This is a genomic window from Burkholderia multivorans ATCC BAA-247, assembly GCF_000959525.1.
Lineage (GTDB): Bacteria > Pseudomonadota > Gammaproteobacteria > Burkholderiales > Burkholderiaceae > Burkholderia > Burkholderia multivorans.
On sequence record NZ_CP009832.1, the window covers coordinates 538,529 to 558,522 of the forward strand.

Below are 19,994 nucleotides of genomic sequence, written 5' to 3' on the forward strand. Positions count from 1 at the left end.
TTGCCGCGGCCAATCTACTATTCGTGTCGATCGCAGCATGCAGCAAATCCGAGCCGACATGAGGCTGCGACGCTCGATGCTGTTGAGCGGATCGTTGAGCAGTATGTCGACGAACTCACGGCGCATTCGTAAAGCGAGATCGTGAGCATCTACCGAGAACCGGCGGAAGTCAGCGCAGAGGACGTCTGCAGGAATGGATAAGCATTCGAAAGGATTTGGGCAAGTTGTGCGAATGGTCTGCAGGGTGCCGGTCGTCGCGGTGCTTGCTACGGCCATGCTGCTGTCGGCATGTGACAAACCGTCGCCAGAACCGGTTTATGGCGGGCTGAGCGTCGAAGGGTTCAACTACCTGCCGTACAACCTCACGCGCTTTACCGTGACGGACAAGTACGGAAACAAGGCAAGTGGTGGTGGCGACCTGATACCGGGCTCAGGTGAGGGAAGCGTCAGTTGCTGTTACACGCTCAAGGGAACAGAATTCACCGTCGACTGGACATACTACGATATCGACAAGCATGCTGATCCGTACGCACCGCTCGAAAAAATACATGAGACGGCCCGCGTGCGTCTGCCTCCGACTGAGATGTCCGGTACTGCAGGCGAAACAATCCTGGGTATTCACTTCTACCCCGACAATCACGTCGAAGTGGAGTTCCGGAACGATTTGCATGGAACTCGTATTCTCTACGTCGAAGTCTGGGATTGGGTGCGAAAACACCACAAGCAGTTACTGAACCCCTCCAACGATGACGAAGCGGTCGAGTATCGGCGTGCAGCCAGACTGGCTGCGGCGGGCTGGACGAAATACCGGTTGACTGACACCGGCGATCTCCAGCAGTACGTCTACTTCACGCTGCTCAATCCACGCTTCGACGAATATCCTGCCGTGCGCAAGATAATCAATGAAACCAAGGGGAAGCCTGGTGCATTTGGCGACGCAATGCAGAACCTGTCTCCGGAAGTCGTGAACGACATCAAACGTTTCGATACAAAGGGGGCGAGCCGTGGTTGATCCAGATTTTGACGATAGCGTGCTTCACCCTGTCGACAGGACGCCGAAAACGGTCAGAACCAAACGTGCCAACAGCGAGCTGGCCTATAAGCACGACGATTGCATTCCGTGTGGTGGCATCGTGCACATGGGGTTCTTTTTTGATGGCTTTGCACGCCATCGCGACATGGACGATCCGGATACGTCTCGGTATTCGAACATCTGCCGTCTTTGGGAAGCGCACCGGACCAACATAGATCCCCGTCGCAAGGATGCGCCTTATGCAAACCAGCTCTGGTACCGCTTCTACTATTCCGGTCTTGGCACCGAGCTGAATGCGGAGGCCGCATCGGGCGCAGTCGAGTCCGCTGCACTTAAGGCCGTGAAGGGGACGGTAGGAGCGGTGGGCGACAAGCTTAAGGCGTTACCCGGAAAGATCGCGGGGACGGAGCGGCTAAAGATCGATCCGGCGAATGCGGCCGAGGAAGCGATCAAGAAGGGTTTGTCCGAGGGATCGTGGAAACCGGTGACGAACTCGTTCAACGATATCGTGAAGACGGTGGAAAAAGCGCCGGATTCGGCGATGCGCGTACTCCGGCTGATGAGAGACGATCGGTGGGTTTCGCGCGGCCGCGCGGTGGTACGGTCGGTGTTGTATGACGCGAAGGAATCGCCGCTCAAGCTGCCGGGATCGATTCTTCGAAGCGTAGTCGTCAACTACGGTATCGATACGATTCCTTGGTTCCGTGACAATCGCGCCATTTCGCGTGTGCTCGGCACCGGCGTAGAGGATCGCGTTTCGGCGGCATTGCGTCAATTTGAGCGTACCGTCGATGATGCGCGGGCCGTGCGGGACAAGCTGCAGCGTATTCAGATTTCCGTGTTTGCTGCGGATCGCGGCGCGGTTATTGCGCGCGTATTCGTCAACCGGCTTGTGGAAAAGTACAAGCTTCGTCACGCGACCGATCTGGAGGTGCACGGCATTCCGATCGAGATCAAGTTTATGGGTTTGTTCGACGCGGTGTCGTCACTTATGGAGGAAAACAAGCTGCTGTCAATGCTGCCGGTTTTGGGGTTATTGAAGCAGAACTATGGGGATTTGTCGCTCGCGGTGCCTGAAGCGGTGCAGCGTTGCGTGCATTTCGCGGCTGCGCACGAGTTGCGGTTTTATCAACGCCTTGACAGCCTGGAAAAAACGCGCGGCGAGCAGTATTTGTATCCGGGAACGAGCGAGGACGTGACTGGCGGTTCGCCGCCGGGATCGTTGGGCGCGCGTGCCGAACTGCAGCGCGTGCCGTTGCGCGACATGCTCGATGCCGCTTATGAGTCAGGGGTGGCGATCGACTCGATGGAGTTGCTGAGTCGGTATAAGCGGGATACGTTCCTCAAATTTTCGCTGGCGCGCGTCATTTCCGACGGACCCGAGTCCTATAACATGGGCGAGCTTATGGAAGCGTATCGGGCGCTGGTGCCACGCAAGCCGGGGCTGAACTTTGACGAGCACATGAAGGTGTTCCTCCGCTGGATCGCGGTTCGCTATCAATCGCCAGCATTCCGCAGTGCTGAAGGCTTCGCTGGCTCGCACCGACGAAGTCGGCAGGGCGATGCGGCTGTATGTCCTCGTCGATACACGGGGCTATCAGGAGCTCGATGTGCGACTCGCGGCGGTGCATCGTCTACGCTACGCGTCGCTGTGGACCGATACGGGGCTCGAAGCCTATACGGATATCGCGCCGTACCTGATCGCGTTCGATCGCGACACGCTTGACGACGAGAATGCCGAGCAGCATCGGCTGCTGCGCCAGCTGTGGCTTGATGCGGTCGATCTGCATGCGGTGACGTGGATGTGGTCGACGTGGTCGTTCGATGCGCTTGATGCGCATCTGCGCCGGTACGTGCAGTACAAATTGCCGAACGGTCGCGCGTACTACCTGTTCTTCTTCGACAACCATGTGTTCGACCGTATTCGACGGGTGTGGAGCGATGCGCAGACACGACAGTTCGTTGCGCCGTTCAACGAGATTCGGTATCGCGATCGACAGCTCGATGAGGTGGTGTGGCGCAACGATGCGCCGGCGGTCGAAGGAGCGATGCCGGCGGCCGATGCGGCGGGACTCAGCGAGCAACAGCATGCGAAGTTGATCGAGCTCGGGTATCCAGACAAGCTCGTGCTGAAGTTCAGGGAGACGATGGCGGCGGTGGTCGATCACCTGTCGGATGCGGAGCTTCACGACCTGGTTGTCGAGCAGCTTGATCGTGCGGCGGCGCACGGGATCGTCGATGAGATTGGGCTGCTCTCCTATGTCGTGACCGGCGTGCAGGTTGCGCCGCGGTTCGACGAGCATCCGATCGTGAAGTCGTGTCTTGAAGCGGCGTCACGCGGAGAAACGAGCGTCGATGCAGCGCTGGCGTCGATCGATGATGCGACTTGGGATGCGATTCGCGATGCGCATGAACGGGAGTTGCTGGAGGCGCGTGAGGATGCGGCGTAGGCCCGCGGTAGCGGTGGGCGCGATTGCGATGGTTCTGGGCTTGAGCTGAGCTATGTCGCTGAGGGCATGCCGAGGATTGCGGTCGGCTCTATGCCTGTGTCGCGCGCTGAGAGCGATTCAAAAGGAAAACATCAATGAGTAGAGCAATGAGATTGTCGAGTCTGATGAGTCGTACGCTGGCGGGGTGTTTGCTCGTGGTGGCAATGACTGCATGCGGAAAGTCAGAGCCGACGTATACCGGGATTTCGGTAATCGCGCACAACTATCTGCCATACAACCTGGACGGATTCACGATTACCGACGCATACGGTAACAAAGCTGGGGGGGGTAATAGCTTGCCAGGTGGCGGAGGTGGCGTGACGTGCTGCTACAAACTTAAAGGCACGGAGTTTACAGTCAAATGGAACTATGTCGACGTTGACCAGTGGCACAAGGGCAACGAACAGACGTTTCACGCGGAGGCCAAGGTGACGATGCCGCCGGCGCAGGTTCCAGAGAAGGTCGGTGATCGAATTCTCGAAGTGCACTTTTATCCAGACCGTCACATCGAGTTCCAGTTTCCTGGTGCGCTGATGGATGAGTCGCGTATCCCAATGGTCGATGTGTCGCGTTGGATGGCGAGTCAGTATCAGACGCAGTTGAACAAGCGGTACGATGAGCGCGAAGACCAGCAGTTTCGTCGTGTCGCCCGTGTGGTCGCGATTGCATGGCTGAAATACCATCTCACCGATCTCGACGATCTGAAGCAATACGCTTACTACAATCTGCTCGTCAATAATCGCTTCGACTCGCATCCGGAGATTCAGCGCATCCTGCAAGCGGACGCCAGCAAGCCGGGGGCCTTTGCGAAGGCGATGCAATCGTTGCCGAAGAAGACTCTGTCTGAATTGACGAGCGGCAAGTTCGAGTCGGTAGCGGTGCCGTCCCTACCCGATGGACTGGTTCCGCCCCCGCGCGTAGAGGAGAAAAAGCATGGCTGAAAGAATCAAACTGGATCCGGATGATGCAACACCGGCATCGGTGTACATGCAGATCGTCAATCAGAACGCGACCATGTACCCGAAGAGCGATTGCATGCCTTGCGGGGCGACGATCCGTATGGGTTTTTTCTTCGATGCGTTCGGGCGCAACCGAGATATAGACGATAAATCGAGTTCGCGGTATTCAAATATCGCCCGGCTTTGGGAGGCACATCGTGACATTGAGGACCCGAGGCGACCAGCGAACCAGTTCTGGTTTCGCTTTTACTATTCCGGCCTGGGTACGCCGCTGAACGACGATGCCAAATCCAACACATGGAACAACATTGGCGTAGCCGCCGCCAAACTGGCGGGCAAGAAGCTCGCCAAGGGGGCGTCGTCGGTGGCCCAATCGTTCGCGCGTGTCAATACGCCGCTCAAACAGGCCGACGTAAAAAGGCGGGTCGACGACGTGAAAAAGCAGTTTCTCGCGGGAGATTTTTCGTTTCGACCAATCGAGAAGGCATTCGAGGATTTTCGAAAGGATATTGAGCACATTCCTGCTCAGGCGCGTCGAATCGCGAATGTGCTGAATGCGTCGCCGGAGCGAATCTGGGAGCGAACCAAGGCCACTGGCACGTTGCTGTGGCGCAATGCCAAGAACGACGCCAAGGCGAACATTAAGGGAACCCCGATGAAGGCGGCCATGGCCGTTGTGCGCGGACTCTTCGTTGGCTTGGCAATGGAGAACGTACCGATCGTACGTGACAACGCTGTCATGGCCGAGGCATTCGGAACTGGCGTCGACACCCGGTTGATCGCGGCCAGGGATCAATTCGAGGCTGCATACCATACCGTCAAGAACCAGATGCCGAAGGTTCGCCTCATCGAGGTATCGGTCTTTGGGGCGGATCGGGGATGCGTGCTCGCACGTGCGTTTATCAACGATCTGGCAGAGAAATACAAACGCAGGGACGATACGGATCTTGCGATTGACGGCGTATCGATTCAGATCAAGTTTGTCGGTCTTCTCGACGCCGTTTCGTCGATCATGTCGGAGGAGGCCGGCGAACTGATCGGGATGGTGCCTTATCTTGGATTGCTAAAAACCAGCTACAAGGATCGGCCTCTCGGCATTCCGGCAAGCGTCCAGCGCTGTGTTCATTTCGCTGCTGCGCATGAGATGCGCTTCTATCAGCGTCTTGATAGTCTCGAGAAAACCCGCGGCGAGCAGTTTCTCTATCCGGGCACTAGTTGCGATGTCGTCGGTGGAGCACCGAACGGGTCCTTGGGTTTTAATGCCGAACTGATGAGGATCCCGCTGCAAGATATGTTGCTGGAAGCACTGAAGGCGGGGGCCGCTATGGACACGATGGAGGATCTGTATCTGTACAACGCACCCGTGTTCCAGCGCTTCAAGCTCTCTGATCCAATCAAATGCGATGGAAGGGAATACCGGATTAGGGCACTGGTCAACGCCTACCGCGCACTCGTCCCCCGCAAAGCCGGCATCGACCTCGTCTCCCATTCGAAAATCTTCCTGCGCTGGATTGCCGTCCGCTATCAGGACCCCGAATTCCGGCGCACGATGTCCGACCCAGTGGCGGACTGGAAGCGCAACATGGCCGACGCCGACCTGCAGCGCAAGACGACGAAGTCGAAACTCGACTGGGAACTGCAGCGCCAGGGCATCAACATGAGCATGCTGGCGAGTCGGAGCCCCGCCGATCAAGCGACGTTGCGGGGGATGAAGGCGGCGAGCGACGCGGCGCAGAAGCGTTACGAGAAGTTGCTCGCGGAGGCGCCGAAAGACTACACGACCGTGTGGGAACGTCTTCACAAGGAGTCGGAAAGGATGCTGTACCGCGCGTCCCTTCAGGACGGCTTGCGGAAATCAGCAGAACGAATCCGGAACACGCCGGACACATGGGATTCCGATAACAAGGCGAGCGCGGACGCGATCGAGGCAGCCATGCTGCCCGAACCTCAGATGGAACTAGTGTCGGCCTGGAAAGAAGGAATCGAAGGCAAGCACCCGCTTCCTCCCGACGTGATGGCACTATTCGACCTGCTCGTTCACGACACGTTGTTGACGAGTTGGCAGGATCACGTGCTCGCGCCCTCGCTGTACTTCCGCACGCGGGACACGGACGAGTTCGGGGTCTCCGATCTCGACAAGGAAGCAAAGCAACGCCAGAAAGACGATCGCGTCGCTGCTCGAATCGACCAGGCCGCCAAGCAGAGCAAGGAATGGGCGCGCGGATACAAGGGCGGCGCAACGCCTTCCGTCCATTGAGCGGCGACGAGAACTTCCTACCGCCGGCCGTCGCCCGGGCCGTATGGTCCGCGATTCTGCCGAACGCGCTGGCGGTAGCGCGTACGTTCGTCGTGTTGCGAATTGCCGCGGCCAATCTACTATTCGTGTCGATCGCAGCATGCAGCAAATCCGAGCCGACCTATGTGGCTGTTTCCACGGAAGCACTGAATTACCTGCCGTACAACCTCGCTCGATTTACGATCACAGACCAATACGGCAATAAGGCTCGCGGAGGTGGCGATTTGGAACCGGGAGCGGGCGAGGGCAGCATCGCATGCTGCTATTCGCTGAAGGGCACGAACTTCAAGGTTCAGTGGACGTATTACGACGGGGACGACTGGCGGCCCGGCGAGCAGGTGAAGAAGCAGCAGGCGGAAGCGAACGCATCGCTGGCTCCGACCAACGTGCCGGACTCGATCGGTTCGCGCATTCTCGAGATTCATTTCTACCCCGATCACCATGTCGAACTGGCATTTTCTGGCGAGATGCTGGGGAGTACGCGCTTGCCCATCGTGGACGTATCGCGCGAGCTGACGAAACGATACGGAAAGCAGCTCGACGAGAAACGGGGACAACGATGCCCAACTGCATCGCCGAATTTCGCGGACGGTCGCGGCAGCGTGGCTCAGGTACCGCTTCACCGATCGCGATGATCTCGCGCAATACGCGTATTTCGCGCTTCTGGTGAACGCTCGGTTCGACGCGCACCCGGCGGTGCAGAAACGCATTCGGTCGAGCAACGGGACGCGCGGCGCATTCGCGAAAGAGATGGCCGCTTTGTCGCCGGACATTGCGGCGGAACTGGCGCAGGATCGATTCCCGTCGGTTGCTGTGCCGCCGATCGAAGCGGGACTATTGCCGCCGCCGCGCGACGATAGCCGAGGCAGCCGAGGCAGTCGAGGCTGACGCACACGGGCGTGCTCGGGCCGCGTCAATGACGCGGCCCGTTTCGAATTCGGTCAAACGGCCCCGTCTCCCCACCTACTGCCCAACCCGAAACTCGATCCGCCGATTCCTCGCCCGCCCGTCCGCCGTATCGTTCGGCGCAATCGGCTGATCCGGCCCGACGCCTGTCGTCGTCATCTGCTGCGGCGCGATTCCCTTCGTGATCAGATATCCCTTCACAGCATCCGCACGAGCCTGGCTCAGCGCGATGTTCGACGTTCGATTCCCCGAGTTGTCGGTATGCCCGATGATGTCGACGGTCCGGTTCTGCAGCTTCGCGAGCGCGGCCGCCATCTGGTCGAGAATCTGCTTGCCCTGCGGCGTCAGCGTCGCGCTGCCGGTCTCGAACTCGATCGTGCGGTTCGCGAGCGTTTGATCGAGCAATCCCTGCTCGGACGCCGACACACGCAACCCGTTCCGGATCGTATACGTCGGGTTCAGCGTATTGGCCATGTCGCTCGCGATCTGCTGACGCTGCGCCTCGTTGTGCACCTCGCCCTTCATCTCGATCTGCGTGCCGTTGATCTTCAGCTGCCCCTTGCTGATCTGCTTGAGCTGCGCGCCGAGCAGCTTCTGCACGTTCGCGCTCCAGTTCGGCGGCGTCGCGACGTCGCCGACCTCGATCTGATCGACGACGTTTGCGGCGCCGTACGTGTCGCGCAGCTTCTGCAGCACGGCGGCCTTGGTCGCTTCGTCGGGCACCTTGCCGCCGACCACAACCTGGCCGGGCGTCGCATTCGCAGGCGGCGGCGCAAGCGTGCCGGCCGTGCCGCGCACGAGCGTGCCGGATGCGGCCGCGCTTGCCGAACCTGCGCCGGCATTCGCGGGCAGCGCACTCGCCGCGACGGTGCCGTTGCCGACCGGCGTGACGGTCGCGCCACCGGCGTTCTGCGCGTAGGCCGCACCGTTGCCGACGAGGCCGGCAGCGAGAAGGGCGGCAACGAAGGACGACAAGCGCGACAAGCGCATACGCCGGACATGAATCGTACGTTGCATCCCGTCAGCCTCCGATGAACGCTTCGCGGAACGCGTCGATGGCGACGCGCAGCGACAGCTGTGGTTGATCGAGATAGCTGACGAGTTTGCTGACCTGCGGATCGTTTTGCGCATGAGCGTCGATCCACTCGGGATCGTCGATATCGATGTTGTGGGCGGCGTACGTTTGCGGATCGACGACGCTCAGCAGCGTCTTCGCCGACGCACCGTTGAACCCGATGATCAGTCGTTCGCGCTCGGCGATCGTACCGATGAAGATCGCGAGCTCGAAATCGGCCTGCGCGACGAACGGCGCGATCAGTTCGAGCCAGAACGCGGCGACGAGGCTGCGGTAGAACGGATCGACGGGCAGCGGCAGCGTGAGGCCCCGTTCGATATGCGACGAGCCGCTCTGCATCACCGGCCGCAGCAGCGAGCCGAGCGCGAGCATCGCGCCGCGCAGCCGCACGGGATGGCCGCTTTCGAGCAGCATCTGCTGCAGCCCGTACAGCGACTGATGTTCGACGAAGTCGTTGAACGTGCCGTCATGCGACGTGCCGGGCCCGCCGATGTCGATCGGCACCTGCGTGTCGCCGAGCGCCTGCAGCGCGCCGGGCGGCTCCTCGCTCGCGAGCAGCGGCGCGATCTGCGCGGCGACGCGCGACCACAGCCGCGCGAACGCGAGCGGGCTGCGCGCGAGGAACGCGAGCGGCCGGTCGACTTCGAGCGCGGTCGCGCCGAGGAACGGGAAGCGGCGCATCGATACGTCGTGGCTCGCGACCATATGGCCCGCGATCGCCAGCTTGCTGCGCGAGCCGAGGAACGCGAAATGCATCGGCTTCGCATCTTCGTAGACGATCTTCCAGCGCGGATCTTCCGCAAGCAGTTCGAGCGCCTGCGCGATCCAGCGATCGAGCGTCTGCAGCAACTGCGGATTGTGCGCGCTCTTCACGAAATCGCCGCGCGAAGGAATCTTGCCGAAATAGGCGACTTGCGCCTGAACGGTTTGCGTCATTGCGCCCCCTGTGCATTCGAACCGGTAGCGGCCGCGACGGTCGGCGCGGCGGCCGGCGCGCCGGCGCCGGCCTGGGCCGCGTTCTGTGCGGCGCCCGCGCTCGCGTCGACGACCGACGACGGCAGTTGGAGCCCGCGCAGGCTCTGCTGCTGCGGCTGGTCGCCGCCGCCGCTTGTCGGCTGCGACGTGCTGATGATGCGCATCGTCACCGACACGCTCACGCTGCCCTGCGTCCACGTGAGGTCGAACGTGCCGTCCGGCCGGCGCTTGCGCTGCGCGGAGTTGATCAGTTTCTCGAGACCGTAGCGGCCGGGCTCGTTGACGAGCTGCACGGTGCGCCCGTCGAACGTCGTCGCCGACAGCGTCGCGCCCGGCGAGCCCTGCGGGTTCGGCCACACGAAGTTGGTCCACTGCGGCGGCGTGTTGCGGTAGCGCAGCTGCTGGCCGTCGATCGCGACCGTGTATTCGGTCGTGCCGGTGCTCGGCTGCGGCAGGATCTGGAACACGGTCTGCGGTTCCGACGACGCGGCGGCACCGCCGGCCGCGCCGCCCGCGAGCGGTGCGACCCAGCGCGCGAAGCCGTTCGTGAAGTCCGGCGCGAGCGCGAGGCCCATGTCGCCCCACGTACGCGCGGCGAGCGTATCGCCGCGGCGGACGGCGAGCGGCCCGAGCGTCGTGCCGACGAACTTCGCGATCGAGCCCTCCGGACCGAACACCTGCGCGATTTCGCCGGCGCCGGCCTCGACCTTCGCGTTCGCCGCGAACGGATACTTGGTCGCGAGCGAGCTCTGGAACGGCTGATAGACCTGCGCGTTCCACACCTTGTTGACCTCGACGCTGGCCGGCTGAATCACGACCGAGAACGCCTGCATCAGCGGACGCACGAGCAGCGGGCGCAGCGCCTTGCGTTGCGAATCGGTGAGGCCGGTCAGCATCTGCTCGTCGACGAACTTCAGCGAATCGGCGAGCTCCGAGCCGTTGCCGTCGAGCGTCTGCTGCATCAGCTGGCGCGCGCCGGGCCCAGGATCGCCCTGGTTCTTGATCACGTTGAAGCGCGTGCGCACCTTCGACAGCGTGTCCATGTAGCCCTTCAGCATCGACGTGCCGTCGTGCGTCGCGACGATTCGCGCGAGGCCGATGAACTCCTGGCCGATCGGGCCCATCGGCACCTCGACCGGATTGCCGTTGATGTCGATGTTGGCGGCCGCAACCTGGCCGGCCTGCGAGCGCGTGAACAACTGCTTGACCCAGTTCACCACGCCGGTCTGCGCCTTCTTGATCGCGACGTTCGCCAGCGACGGGTTGTCCCACGAGGTCTGCTCATACGCGGTCTCGAGGATCTTGCGGATCGGCGAGTCCTGCGGGTCGCCGAGGCGATTCATGCCGTCGACGGCCTGGCCGAAGCTGCTGAAGCCTTGCACCGCGATGCCCTGCATGAACTTCTGCCAGTGCTGCGCGTACTCGGTCTTGTACATCCCGACCAGCGTCTTCTGGATCTGCTCGGGACTGCCCTCGAGCGTGAGGTCGTCCTGCGTCGACGTATTGAGCACCCAGTCCTTCGCCTGCAGCTCCTTGGTCGCCGCGTCGCGGATCGCAGGCTGCACGTAGTCGAACCACGCGTCGCGCGTGAACGTGCCCGGGATCGCGTAGCTGCCGGCAATCAGCCCCTGGTTGCCGTCGCCGACGATGCGCGCGACGGTCATCGGCGCGAAGCGCGTCGACGCGCGTGCCTTGATTTCCTCGTACACGCGCTGGCGGGCCGGCATGCCGCGCACCACGCGACGCAGGTTCTCGCGCGTCTGGTCGACGAGCGCGAGGTTCGCGTCGATCATCGGCCAGTCGTCGTCGTTCACGCGCGCGAGATAGAACGAGATCATGCGCTCGGCGCTCTTGATCATCTCGTCGCGCGGCATGTTGCCGCGATTCGTCTCGAGCCAGCCGCGCCAGAAGCGCGCGAGCTGGTCGGTCAGGTGCGCTTGTTCGACGTGACGCTTGTCGGACAGCATCAGGTAGGTCTTCAGCGCGTTGTACGCGTCCTGCACGTTGGTCGGCGACGCGTCGCTGTACAGACCGCCTTGCGGCGCGGCCGGCGGTTGCGGCGCGGCGAGCGCGCCCGCGACGGACGACGACGGTTGCGCGGCGCCCGCCGGATTCGTCGATACCGGCAGCGCGCTCGCCTGCACGGCGCCCGATTCGGGCGGCCGCGTCATCGGCACGAGCTGGTCGGGGTGTGCGTTCACGTCCTTCAGGAACGATGCGAGGTTCTGCGAAACCGGGTTCAGCAGGATCTGGCGCACGCCGTTGTAGTACTCGGTCAGCAAGTGCTGTTCGAGACGATCGCCCTGATACAGGCCGAGCGACACCGACAGCGGCTTGTCGCGGCGGAACTGTTCGAGCTGCTCGATGCGGTCCTCGAGGATGTCCATCGCCTGCAGCCGCGACTGCAGATCGTTGCGGCCCTGCTGCAGGCGCGTGACGTTGTCGAGATCGGCCTGCACGTTCGCGACGAGCTGCTGGTTGCCGATCGTCGACCACGTCCAGCCGCCGAGCGCCAGCGCGAGCGCCGCGACGAAGCCGAAGAAGGTCGCGTAGCGCAGCCGCGTCTTGGTCGGGCTCGCGAACTGGCGCACGGTCTGGCGGTCGGCGAAGATCACCTTCGAGAACAGGTCGCGCAGGAAGAAGCCGTTCTTCGAGAACGCGCTGTGCGGCTTCGGCAGCGCGCTCGCGTCGAGGCCGAAGCGGTGTGCGATGCGCTGCGCGGCCGCGCTGCTGGTTTCGCCTTCCTGCAGCGCGCTCGTGAAGTAGAAGCCGCGGAAGATCGGCTTGTACTGGAACGGGTTGTTCTCGAACAGCGTCGCGAGGAACGCGCGCAGCGCCGGCTTGATCGTCGAGAACTCGAGCGGGAAGCTCAGTTGGCCCGGCGACAGCTGATGGCCGCGCGACAGCGACAGCTGCGCGATGCTGATTTCCTTCAGCCCTTCGTAGAGCTCCTCGAAGCGCTCGTCGAACAGCGCGACGACGTCGCGCTTCTCGTCCGGTTCGTACGGCAGCGTCGCACCCCACACGCGGTCGTACTCGTGCTTGTCGCTGCTGCTGAAGAATTCGGTGAAGCCGGTGATGAGGTCGGCCTTCGTGAACATCACGTAGACCGGCGCGAACACTTCGAGCTTTTCCGTCAGTTCCTGAACGCGCTGGCGGAGGTTCTTCGCGAGATTGATCGCGAATTCGGGGCGGTTGCCGGTGAGTTCGGCAATGCTCGCGGTCACGATGATGCCGTTGATCGGCGCCTTCGGCCGGTAGCGTTTCAGCAGGCCGAGGAAGCCGAGCCATTCGCTGCGGTCTTCCTCGTGAACCGAGTAGCGGCCCGCGGTGTCGAGCAGGATCCCTTCGGTCGTGAAGAACCAGTCGCAGTTGCGCGTGCCGCCGATGCCGTGGATCACGGCGCTGTTCTTGTCGGCGAACGGGAACTGCAGCCCCGAGTTGATCACCGCGCTGCTCTTGCCGGCCGCGGGGTTGCCGATCACGATGTACCACGGCAGTTCGTACAGCGCTGAGCCGCCCGATACCTGGCCGATCTTCGAGGTCTTGATCGTCTTCACCGCATCGGACAGGCGCGTGCGCAGCGCGTCGAGGTCGGCCGTCTTCGCGTCGGGCGCGACGGCCGCCGCGGCGGGCGCCGCGATCTTGCCGGTTTCGGCCTGTTCTTCGAGCACCTCGCCGAGCTGCCGGTTCGCGCGCTTCACGCGCCAGCGCCGCCAGAGCGCGACCGCGAGCCACAGCGCGAGGATCGCCGCGAGCGCGATCGCGGCCCACAGCAGCGGCAGCTGCAGCATGTCGGCGACGATGAAGAGGATCGCCGCGAGCGCGACGATCCCGACGATCGAGAGCGTACGCGGGTGAGTCAACACGTTGAGGATGCGTTGCATAGGACGTTCAGGTTCCGGTGCGATTCGGTGAGGCGACGGGCGTGCGAGCGGCAAGCGTGACACCGCGACGTGTCGCCATGCTGTCAAACGGGGTGAAGGGGGCTGGCATCAATGCGCCCGCGGCATCGGAGAAGGCGCGCGCATGGATGAAAGGACGCTGTGAGTTTTAAAACGCAGGCGGCGGCCGGAAAAAATCGCGCATCGAAATGCCCGATCGATTGCGCCGCCGATATCGTTTCCTGTCGGGTGATTAACAAGCCCCATGCCGCCCTCATTATTTCCTGTCCGGCAGCCCTGGCTAGCTGCCGCGTCCCAGTTTAAAACCGGGTTTATGGTATTCCACGTGCCCGAGATCCATCATTTTCCATCGGCCGCCCCACGTGAGACCGACCTGTTCGGCCACCTGTCCGTACAACTGGTAGCCGCGCATTGCCCACGGATCTTTCTCGGAAATGACGAGCTTGCCGTCGCGCAGGAATGCATTGTCGGCCGCGAGCCCGAATTGGTGATAGCTCTGGAACGCCGCCGCATTTGTTACGTTGCTGCCCATCTGCGCGAGCCGGTTTTGCCGTTCCGGGCTTCGATAACCCTCGAGCAGCGCCATTTCATAACCGTACTGCTCGTGCATGATCTTGTAGACCAGCAGCAAGCGCGTACGGAAATCCGGATCGAGCAGATTCCAGTCGCGGCTCGCGTCCTTCAGCGCCGGCCTTACCTGCTCGACTTCCCGCGTGGCAAAGACTTCCGGCGGCAACGGCGGCGGCGGCACGAGCTGCTCGCCCTGCAATAGCGCGGCGATCTTTTCGTCCGGCACGCGCGCCGTGTCGTCGTACTGAAACAATTGCCTGCCGCGTAACGCAATCGCGACCAATGGCGGCGTCGCAAGAATACCCGCCGAGACCATAATCATCAAGCGCCGCCGAACCAGTAAATTTTGCACGTCGCTCAGCGTGGTGCGCGTGACGCGTGCCGATTTAACAATCTGACTTCGTGCGCGTGCGGCGCGATCGTTCGCGCGGCGCGTAAGACGGCCGTGAAATTGCGCGACGGAATCGAAAACCGTCGCGCGGATGCCTGGTAAAAGCAACAGTGCCGCAACGGCGACGGCAACGGCGAAATAGGCGACGAGTGCGACGGCAATCAATGAAATCCCCGGAAATTGGAATTGATTGTGTTTTGCAATGCTTGCTCTTAGAATCAGGCTGCTTCGAGAGGCCGGGCTATATTATCGCGGTGAATTAAACCAGGATTCAATGAGACGCTGAATGAGTGCGCCGGAAAATTCAAATTCGAAAACTCCACCGAGCCTGCTGTCCGATACAAAGCCGGCGGACAACGGCGGCTCGCAGCCGTCGCGCATTCTCGCGGATCTGGAAGGACGCGTCACGCCGCCGGCCGAGCCGCCGCGCCGGTCGCTGAAGGCGCCGATCGCCGCCGTCGTCGCGCTGCTGGTCGCCGTCGGCGGCTGGGGCGCATGGCGCTGGCAGCAGCAGTCGGCCGACGAGCCGGCCGCGGTGGCCGCCGCGCCCGCGCAAGCGGCCGGGAAAGCGACGCCGGCAAGCGGGGCGACCGCGCAGGTTGCGCAGAACGGCGCATCCGCGGCGTCGGCCGTGCAGCCGGCGACGATCGTCAACGACGAGCCGGCATCGGCAGCGGTTGCGTCCGCATCGGCACCGCCGGCAGCGGACGACAGCCGGCTGTCGCGCGCGCTCGCGAACGGCGCCGACGAGGCATCCGGCGCGACGACGGCCGGCGCAGCGGCTACGGCCGCCACGGCGGCCACTGCTGCCGCGACGACGGCTGCAGCCGCCACGACGGCGAAAACCGCGAAGGCCGATGCGAAACCGGACGCGAAGAGCGCGAAGGTGGCCGCCCGCAGCAAGGCGGACGCCAAGGTCGACGCAAAGGCCGAGGCCCGCAAGCACCGCAAGGAGCAGGCCGAACTCGCGCAGAAGAAGCATCGCGACACGTCGGTGCGGACGGCGTCCGCGAAGGACGATCCGGACGCCGACCTGCTCGCCGCGCTCGTCGCACGTACGAAGCCGGCCGACAAGAAAGCGGCCGCGCAAAAGGCGCAGCCCATGCCGACCAAGGCGGCAGCCGCGACCGGCGGCTCGCTCGCGGCACGCGTGAAGGAATGCTCGGAGCGCGGCTTCTTCGAAGATCAGCTGTGCCGCTGGAGAGTCTGCGACGGCCATTGGGGCAAGGATCCGGCGTGCCCGACTGCCGCGCAGTCGGACGCGCGCCAGTAAGGCTCCGCACCCACCGAATCGCCGCATGCGCGCCGCCCACCGGGCGGCGCGTTGCTTTTGGGGCCCATGCATCGGCGCGGCACAGTCGCAGCAGGGCATACATGACACTGTCACGAAACCGTCACACATGTGCGGCATACGTCATGTTTCCCTTCCCGGTGCGCTGCCGGCGACGCGCGACGCGCGCTCGACGCACCCTCGCTTCGACACGATGGACCTGATCGCACAGACTTACGGCGCCGACACGTCCGGCATGATATGCGGGTTCCGCTTCATGCGCGGCGAGCCCGGCGTGCCGCTCGACGCATCGGCTGCGGCCGACTGGCTGCGCACGTGCTGCGCGCGCGATGCAGCCGACGCCGACGATTTCGTGTGGCTGCACTTCAATCTCGCGCACGGCGCGAGCGAGCGCTGGATGCGCACGCATCTCGGGCTGCCCGACAGCTTCTTCGAATTTCTGCATGAAGGCTCGCGTTCGACGCGTATCGAGCAGGAAGACGGCGCGCTGCGCGCGATCGTCAACGACGTGATGTTCAACCTCGAGCTGACGCCGTCGGAGATCGCGACGCTGTTCGTGCACGTCGAGCAGCGCATCATGGTCACCGCGCGGCTCAAGCCGCTGCGTTCGGTCGACACGCTGCGCGCGTGCGTGCGCGACGGCGAGCGCTTCCGGTCGCCGGCCGAGCTGCTGATGCATCTGCTGCGCGATCAGGCCGACCTGCTGATCCAGATCATGCGGCGCACGAGCGTCGACGTCGACCGGATCGAGGACAGCTTCCTGTCGCAGCGGCTCACGTCGAACCGCATCGAGCTCGGCACGATGCGGCGCACACTGACGCGCCTGCAGCGCATGCTCGCGCCGGAACCGGGCTCGATCTTCCGGCTGCTCGCGCGGCCGCCCGCCTGGCTGCACGCGGACGACGTGCAGGAGCTGCGCGAATCGACCGAGGAGTTCTCGCTCGTGCTCGCCGATCTCGCGGGGCTCGTCGAGCGCATCAAGCTGCTGCAGGAAGAGATCGGCTCGCGTCTGGACGAACAGAACAACCGCACGCTGTTCACGCTGACGCTCGTCACCGTGATCGCGCTACCGATCAATATCGTCGCGGGCTTCTTCGGGATGAACGTCGGCGGCGTGCCGTTCGCCGAGAACAAGCACGGGTTCTGGTTGATGGTGCTGTTCGTCGCCGGCTTCACCGCGCTCGCCGCATGGTGGGCGTTTCGTCGGCGCAACGATCGGTGAGCGGCGCGGCGGCACCGCGCGACGCATCCGCAAGAAAACGGGCCTCGCTCGCGAGGCCCGTCGTACGGGTAAGCGCATGCGCCGGCCGGCGCGGCGCCGCAAGCGGCGTCGGCCGGCCGTGCATCGTTACTGCGTGAGCACCTTGCGCGGCTTGAACGCGCCCTGGTAACGCAGTGCCGGACGTTCCTTCGTCGTCGGCGCGATGCCGTCGAACGTCGGCGTCTGACGCAGCTTCATCGCGGCCGGCGAGGCGACCGAACCGATCGACGTCGAGCGCGAGGCCGGCGCGAGGTTGTTCGCGACGAGCAGCGCGGCTTCGCTCTTCAGGTTCGCGAGCAGCACCGGATCGGTCGAGCCGTTGACCTGCGTGAGCACGCCGCTCCAGGCCGCGTCGCTGTAGTTCACAACGTAGTAGTCGAGACCGCTCGGATCGGCGACCACGCCCGTGCAGCCGTCGAGCCGCGTTTGCGCCTGCGTGTCCTTCAGCGCGAGCGTCGTGCGCTTCGACAGGCCCTGACCGTACGCGAGCGTGATCGGCACCGTCCATTGCAGGCCCGGATACGCGTTTTTGTTCGGGAACGGCTGCTGTTTCAGCGTGACGATCGTCTGGTTCTTCGTCAGGTCGCACTGCGTGTCGAGCGAGACCAGCGGCACGCCCGTCTGCCGCACGTAGCTGTCGCCGATCGGGCCGACCGGCTGGCCGCTCGCCTTCGACAGCGCGTCCCACAGACGCTTCGGCGTCCCGTTGCCGAACGAATAGTCGGTCAGGTACTGCTGCAGGCCCTTGCGCAGCGTCTGCTCGCCCAGATAGTTCTCGAGCGTCTTCAGCACGTGGCCGCCCTTGTCGTAGGTAAACGCGCTCGCGCTCAGCACGAAGTCGTTCGACGCCCAGCCGTTGAAGTTCGGTGCGACCGGGAACGCGTTCGGCCCGATGTCGCGATTGATCACGCGGTACTTGTTCTTCACCTGATCGAGCCAGCTGAACTCGTCGGGGAAGAACTGAATCGTCGTCTTCGTTTCGAAGAACGTCGCGAACGACTCGTTGAGCCACACGTTGTCCCACCAGTCGGTCGTCACGAGATCGCCGAACCACTGGTGCGCGACTTCATGCGTGAGCACCTCGTTGCCGTACTGCGACATCGGCTGGCCCGGCTCCGGCAGGATGTCGTCCGCGAATTCGAGAATCGAGCCCCAGTTCTCCATCCCGCCGAAGTTCAGGTCCTTCTGCTCCTTGAACGCATCGTTCGCGGCGACCGTGTCGAACTTCGTGAGCGGCAGCGGAATGCCGGTGTACCGATAGTAGAAGTCGAGCGCCTGCTTGGTGCGGTCCATCGCCGGCTTCGCCCAGTCGCGCATGCCCGGCGGCGTGAACACGCGCAGGTGCAGGCCGCCCTTGCCGCCCGGCAGCGGGCTCGTGAAGTCGTCCTCGTAGGTGTCGAACAGGCCGCCGCCGAAGAACAGCAGGTACGACGGCATCGGCGGCGTCTTCTCGAACTGCACGAGCTTGTAGCCGCCGCCGACGTTCGTCGACGGCTTCTCGGCCGCGTTCGACACGACGCGCCAGTTCTGCGGCACTTCGGCCGTCACTTCATAGGTCGGGCGGAACGCAGGCTCGTCCCAGCCGGGGAACCACTGGCGCGCGAGGTTGGTTTCGCCCTGCGTGAGAATCGCGCCGCTCGTCGTGCCGTCGGTCGCCTTCAGGTCGACGCGGAAGATCCCTTCGGCGGCCGAGCAGCCCGGATACGGATCGTCGCCGCAGCTGCCGCCGGTCTTGTTCACCGGATCGTCGTACGACTTGAAGTTGATGATGCCCGACCACTCCATGTGCAGCGAATAGTTGCCCGGCGAGATCGAGCCGCTGACAGGGCGCAGCTGATAGAAGTCGCCCTTGTCCTGCGGCGTCGCGATCAGCTGGATGTTGCCCGGCTGCAGCGTGATGCGGCCGTTCGTGAACTTGATCCGGTGGCCCGCGATCACGATGTTGTTCACGGGCTTCAGCACCTTGATTTCGACGTCGGCGCGGCCGTCGAACGCGTTGAGCGCCTCGTTCGGACGGAACCAGAGGCGGTAGTTGATCGGCACGACGGTGTCCGGCAGCTCGACGGGCGCGACGCTCTTGTCGACGTTGGACGCGCTGGTCTGCGGGCCGCCGGCGGCGGGCGACGAGCCGGCGTTCGGCGCGGCGGCCGAACTGAGCGCGGAAGCGGAGCCTAGGCCGCCGTCGTCGCCGCCGCACCCGGCGAGCGCGAGCGCGGCAACGAGCGGCAGATAACGCACCTTGCGAATAGAAATCGACATGACTGAAAACCTCGATTGTAGAAAGAGTCGTTCAGTGCTGCGAAAACGCCGGCAAAAGCAATCCCCCGCCGCTGGATAAGCGGCGAAAAAAGCCAATGACGGATTTATTCGAAAAGACGGCCGGCCGACTACGTAAAGGTAATCATGGTTTGCTGCCCCCTCTGTGTTTCCGGATATCGGTTGACTTGCCGGTTCGAAATCGCCGGGCGCGTGTTGTACTGAATGGAATGCGCGCGCACGACAGGCGGCGCGCCGTGCACGGGCGCGCGCCTGCTTTGAACCGACGCCCCACGGGGCGGGCCGGGCCAGGCCGCCGGACGGAAGGACGGCGTGGTGTCGCCGTTCCGCAATGTCGCCGTCATGCGGCTTGAAGGTTTGTCGGCCTGCTCGAAGGATGCGTCAATATACTTGATGGTTTTGGGTAAAGGAAATGAAAAAATTAGAAAGTCAGCCTATTGCGGTTTTTGCGCTTCATTGAATTGCGGATGGAATGAATTAACGATTTGGTTATTTGTGGAATTCCGTAGTTTTAATCTGTTAAGGAACCGGCGGTGCGCTGGAACTACGAAATCGCTCGCGTGCGG

At 63.2% G+C, this 19,994-nt stretch carries 12 protein-coding genes and 1 pseudogene; 8 read left to right on the plus strand and 5 right to left on the minus strand.

Annotated features, from left to right (window positions below; genetic code table 11):
• Positions 1 to 193 precede the first annotated feature (193 nt).
• The 6 genes and pseudogenes from NP80_RS14965 to NP80_RS29660 all read left to right on the plus strand — a co-directional run bounded on the left by NP80_RS14965 (position 194) and on the right by NP80_RS29660 (position 7,665).
• On the plus strand, positions 194 to 1,012 hold the full coding sequence (locus tag NP80_RS14965; protein ID WP_006411840.1) for a DUF3304 domain-containing protein: 819 nt from the start codon (positions 194 to 196) through the stop codon (positions 1,010 to 1,012).
• A complete protein-coding gene (locus tag NP80_RS29655) occupies positions 1,005 to 2,759 on the plus strand; it encodes a DUF2235 domain-containing protein (RefSeq protein ID WP_006411839.1) in 1,755 nt (584 codons plus the stop codon). Before NP80_RS14965 ends, NP80_RS29655 begins: the two co-directional genes overlap by 8 nt.
• Positions 2,644 to 3,483: a DUF4123 domain-containing protein gene (locus NP80_RS14975; protein WP_226823110.1), complete on the plus strand. Its 840-nt coding sequence runs from the start codon at positions 2,644 to 2,646 to the stop codon at positions 3,481 to 3,483. Before NP80_RS29655 ends, NP80_RS14975 begins: the two co-directional genes overlap by 116 nt.
• Positions 3,484 to 3,629: 146 nt before the next feature.
• Complete coding sequence (locus tag NP80_RS14980; RefSeq protein ID WP_035947193.1) at positions 3,630 to 4,463, plus strand: DUF3304 domain-containing protein; 834 nt, start codon at positions 3,630 to 3,632, stop codon at positions 4,461 to 4,463.
• Positions 4,456 to 6,738 (plus strand): DUF2235 domain-containing protein, encoded by a 2,283-nt coding sequence (locus NP80_RS14985; RefSeq protein WP_045593872.1) that lies wholly within the window; start codon positions 4,456 to 4,458, stop codon positions 6,736 to 6,738. Before NP80_RS14980 ends, NP80_RS14985 begins: the two co-directional genes overlap by 8 nt.
• 53 nt (positions 6,739 to 6,791) lie before the next feature.
• Positions 6,792 to 7,665: pseudogene (locus NP80_RS29660) on the plus strand (DUF3304 domain-containing protein).
• A 75-nt stretch (positions 7,666 to 7,740) separates the two neighbouring features.
• On the opposite strand, the gene NP80_RS14995 reads toward NP80_RS29660, so the two are convergent.
• The 4 genes from NP80_RS14995 to NP80_RS15010 all read right to left on the minus strand — a co-directional run bounded on the left by NP80_RS14995 (position 7,741) and on the right by NP80_RS15010 (position 14,764).
• On the minus strand, positions 7,741 to 8,700 hold the full coding sequence (locus NP80_RS14995) for an OmpA family protein (RefSeq protein WP_035946653.1): 960 nt from the start codon (positions 8,698 to 8,700) through the stop codon (positions 7,741 to 7,743).
• A 4-nt stretch (positions 8,701 to 8,704) separates the two neighbouring features.
• The gene (gene tagF / locus NP80_RS15000; protein ID WP_006400525.1) at positions 8,705 to 9,694 is read right to left on the minus strand and encodes a type VI secretion system-associated protein TagF; all 990 of its coding nucleotides are present in this window, start codon (positions 9,692 to 9,694) and stop codon (positions 8,705 to 8,707) included.
• Positions 9,691 to 13,620 carry a type VI secretion system membrane subunit TssM gene (gene tssM, locus NP80_RS15005; protein WP_045593875.1) on the minus strand — a complete coding sequence of 1,310 codons (3,930 nt, stop codon included), beginning with the start codon at positions 13,618 to 13,620 and terminating at the stop codon, positions 9,691 to 9,693. Before tssM ends, tagF begins: the two co-directional genes overlap by 4 nt.
• Before the next feature lie 298 nt (positions 13,621 to 13,918).
• Positions 13,919 to 14,764 carry a M15 family metallopeptidase gene (locus NP80_RS15010; protein ID WP_006406946.1) on the minus strand — a complete coding sequence of 282 codons (846 nt, stop codon included), beginning with the start codon at positions 14,762 to 14,764 and terminating at the stop codon, positions 13,919 to 13,921.
• 121 nt (positions 14,765 to 14,885) lie between these two features.
• Between NP80_RS15010 and NP80_RS15015 the strand changes: the two genes are divergently transcribed.
• Positions 14,886 to 15,872 (plus strand): hypothetical protein, encoded by a 987-nt coding sequence (locus NP80_RS15015; protein ID WP_045593878.1) that lies wholly within the window; start codon positions 14,886 to 14,888, stop codon positions 15,870 to 15,872.
• Between the two features lie 211 nt (positions 15,873 to 16,083).
• Complete coding sequence (locus NP80_RS15020; RefSeq protein WP_012467450.1) at positions 16,084 to 17,112, plus strand: transporter; 1,029 nt, start codon at positions 16,084 to 16,086, stop codon at positions 17,110 to 17,112.
• Positions 17,113 to 17,238: 126 nt separating this feature from the next.
• Here NP80_RS15020 and NP80_RS15025 read toward each other — a convergent pair whose 3' ends face one another.
• Positions 17,239 to 19,410, minus strand: a complete 2,172-nt coding sequence (locus NP80_RS15025; protein WP_006411754.1) for a M1 family metallopeptidase — start codon at positions 19,408 to 19,410, stop codon at positions 17,239 to 17,241.
• Positions 19,411 to 19,994: the final 584 nt, after the last annotated feature.

Bases quoted from the DNA above. Each gene is read 5' to 3' on its own strand.
- NP80_RS15025 (WP_006411754.1), bottom strand. From the start codon at position 19,410: ATGTCGATTTCTATTCGCAAGGTGCGTTATCTGCCGCTCGTTGCCGCG.
- NP80_RS14995 (WP_035946653.1), bottom strand. From the start codon at position 8,700: ATGCAACGTACGATTCATGTCCGGCGTATGCGCTTGTCGCGCTTGTCG.
- NP80_RS14965 (WP_006411840.1), top strand. From the start codon at position 194: ATGGATAAGCATTCGAAAGGATTTGGGCAAGTTGTGCGAATGGTCTGC.
- NP80_RS15015 (WP_045593878.1), top strand. From the start codon at position 14,886: ATGAGTGCGCCGGAAAATTCAAATTCGAAAACTCCACCGAGCCTGCTG.
- NP80_RS14980 (WP_035947193.1), top strand. From the start codon at position 3,630: ATGAGATTGTCGAGTCTGATGAGTCGTACGCTGGCGGGGTGTTTGCTC.
- tagF (WP_006400525.1), bottom strand. From the start codon at position 9,694: ATGACGCAAACCGTTCAGGCGCAAGTCGCCTATTTCGGCAAGATTCCT.
- NP80_RS15020 (WP_012467450.1), top strand. From the start codon at position 16,084: ATGGACCTGATCGCACAGACTTACGGCGCCGACACGTCCGGCATGATA.
- NP80_RS14985 (WP_045593872.1), top strand. From the start codon at position 4,456: ATGGCTGAAAGAATCAAACTGGATCCGGATGATGCAACACCGGCATCG.
- tssM (WP_045593875.1), bottom strand. From the start codon at position 13,620: ATGCAACGCATCCTCAACGTGTTGACTCACCCGCGTACGCTCTCGATC.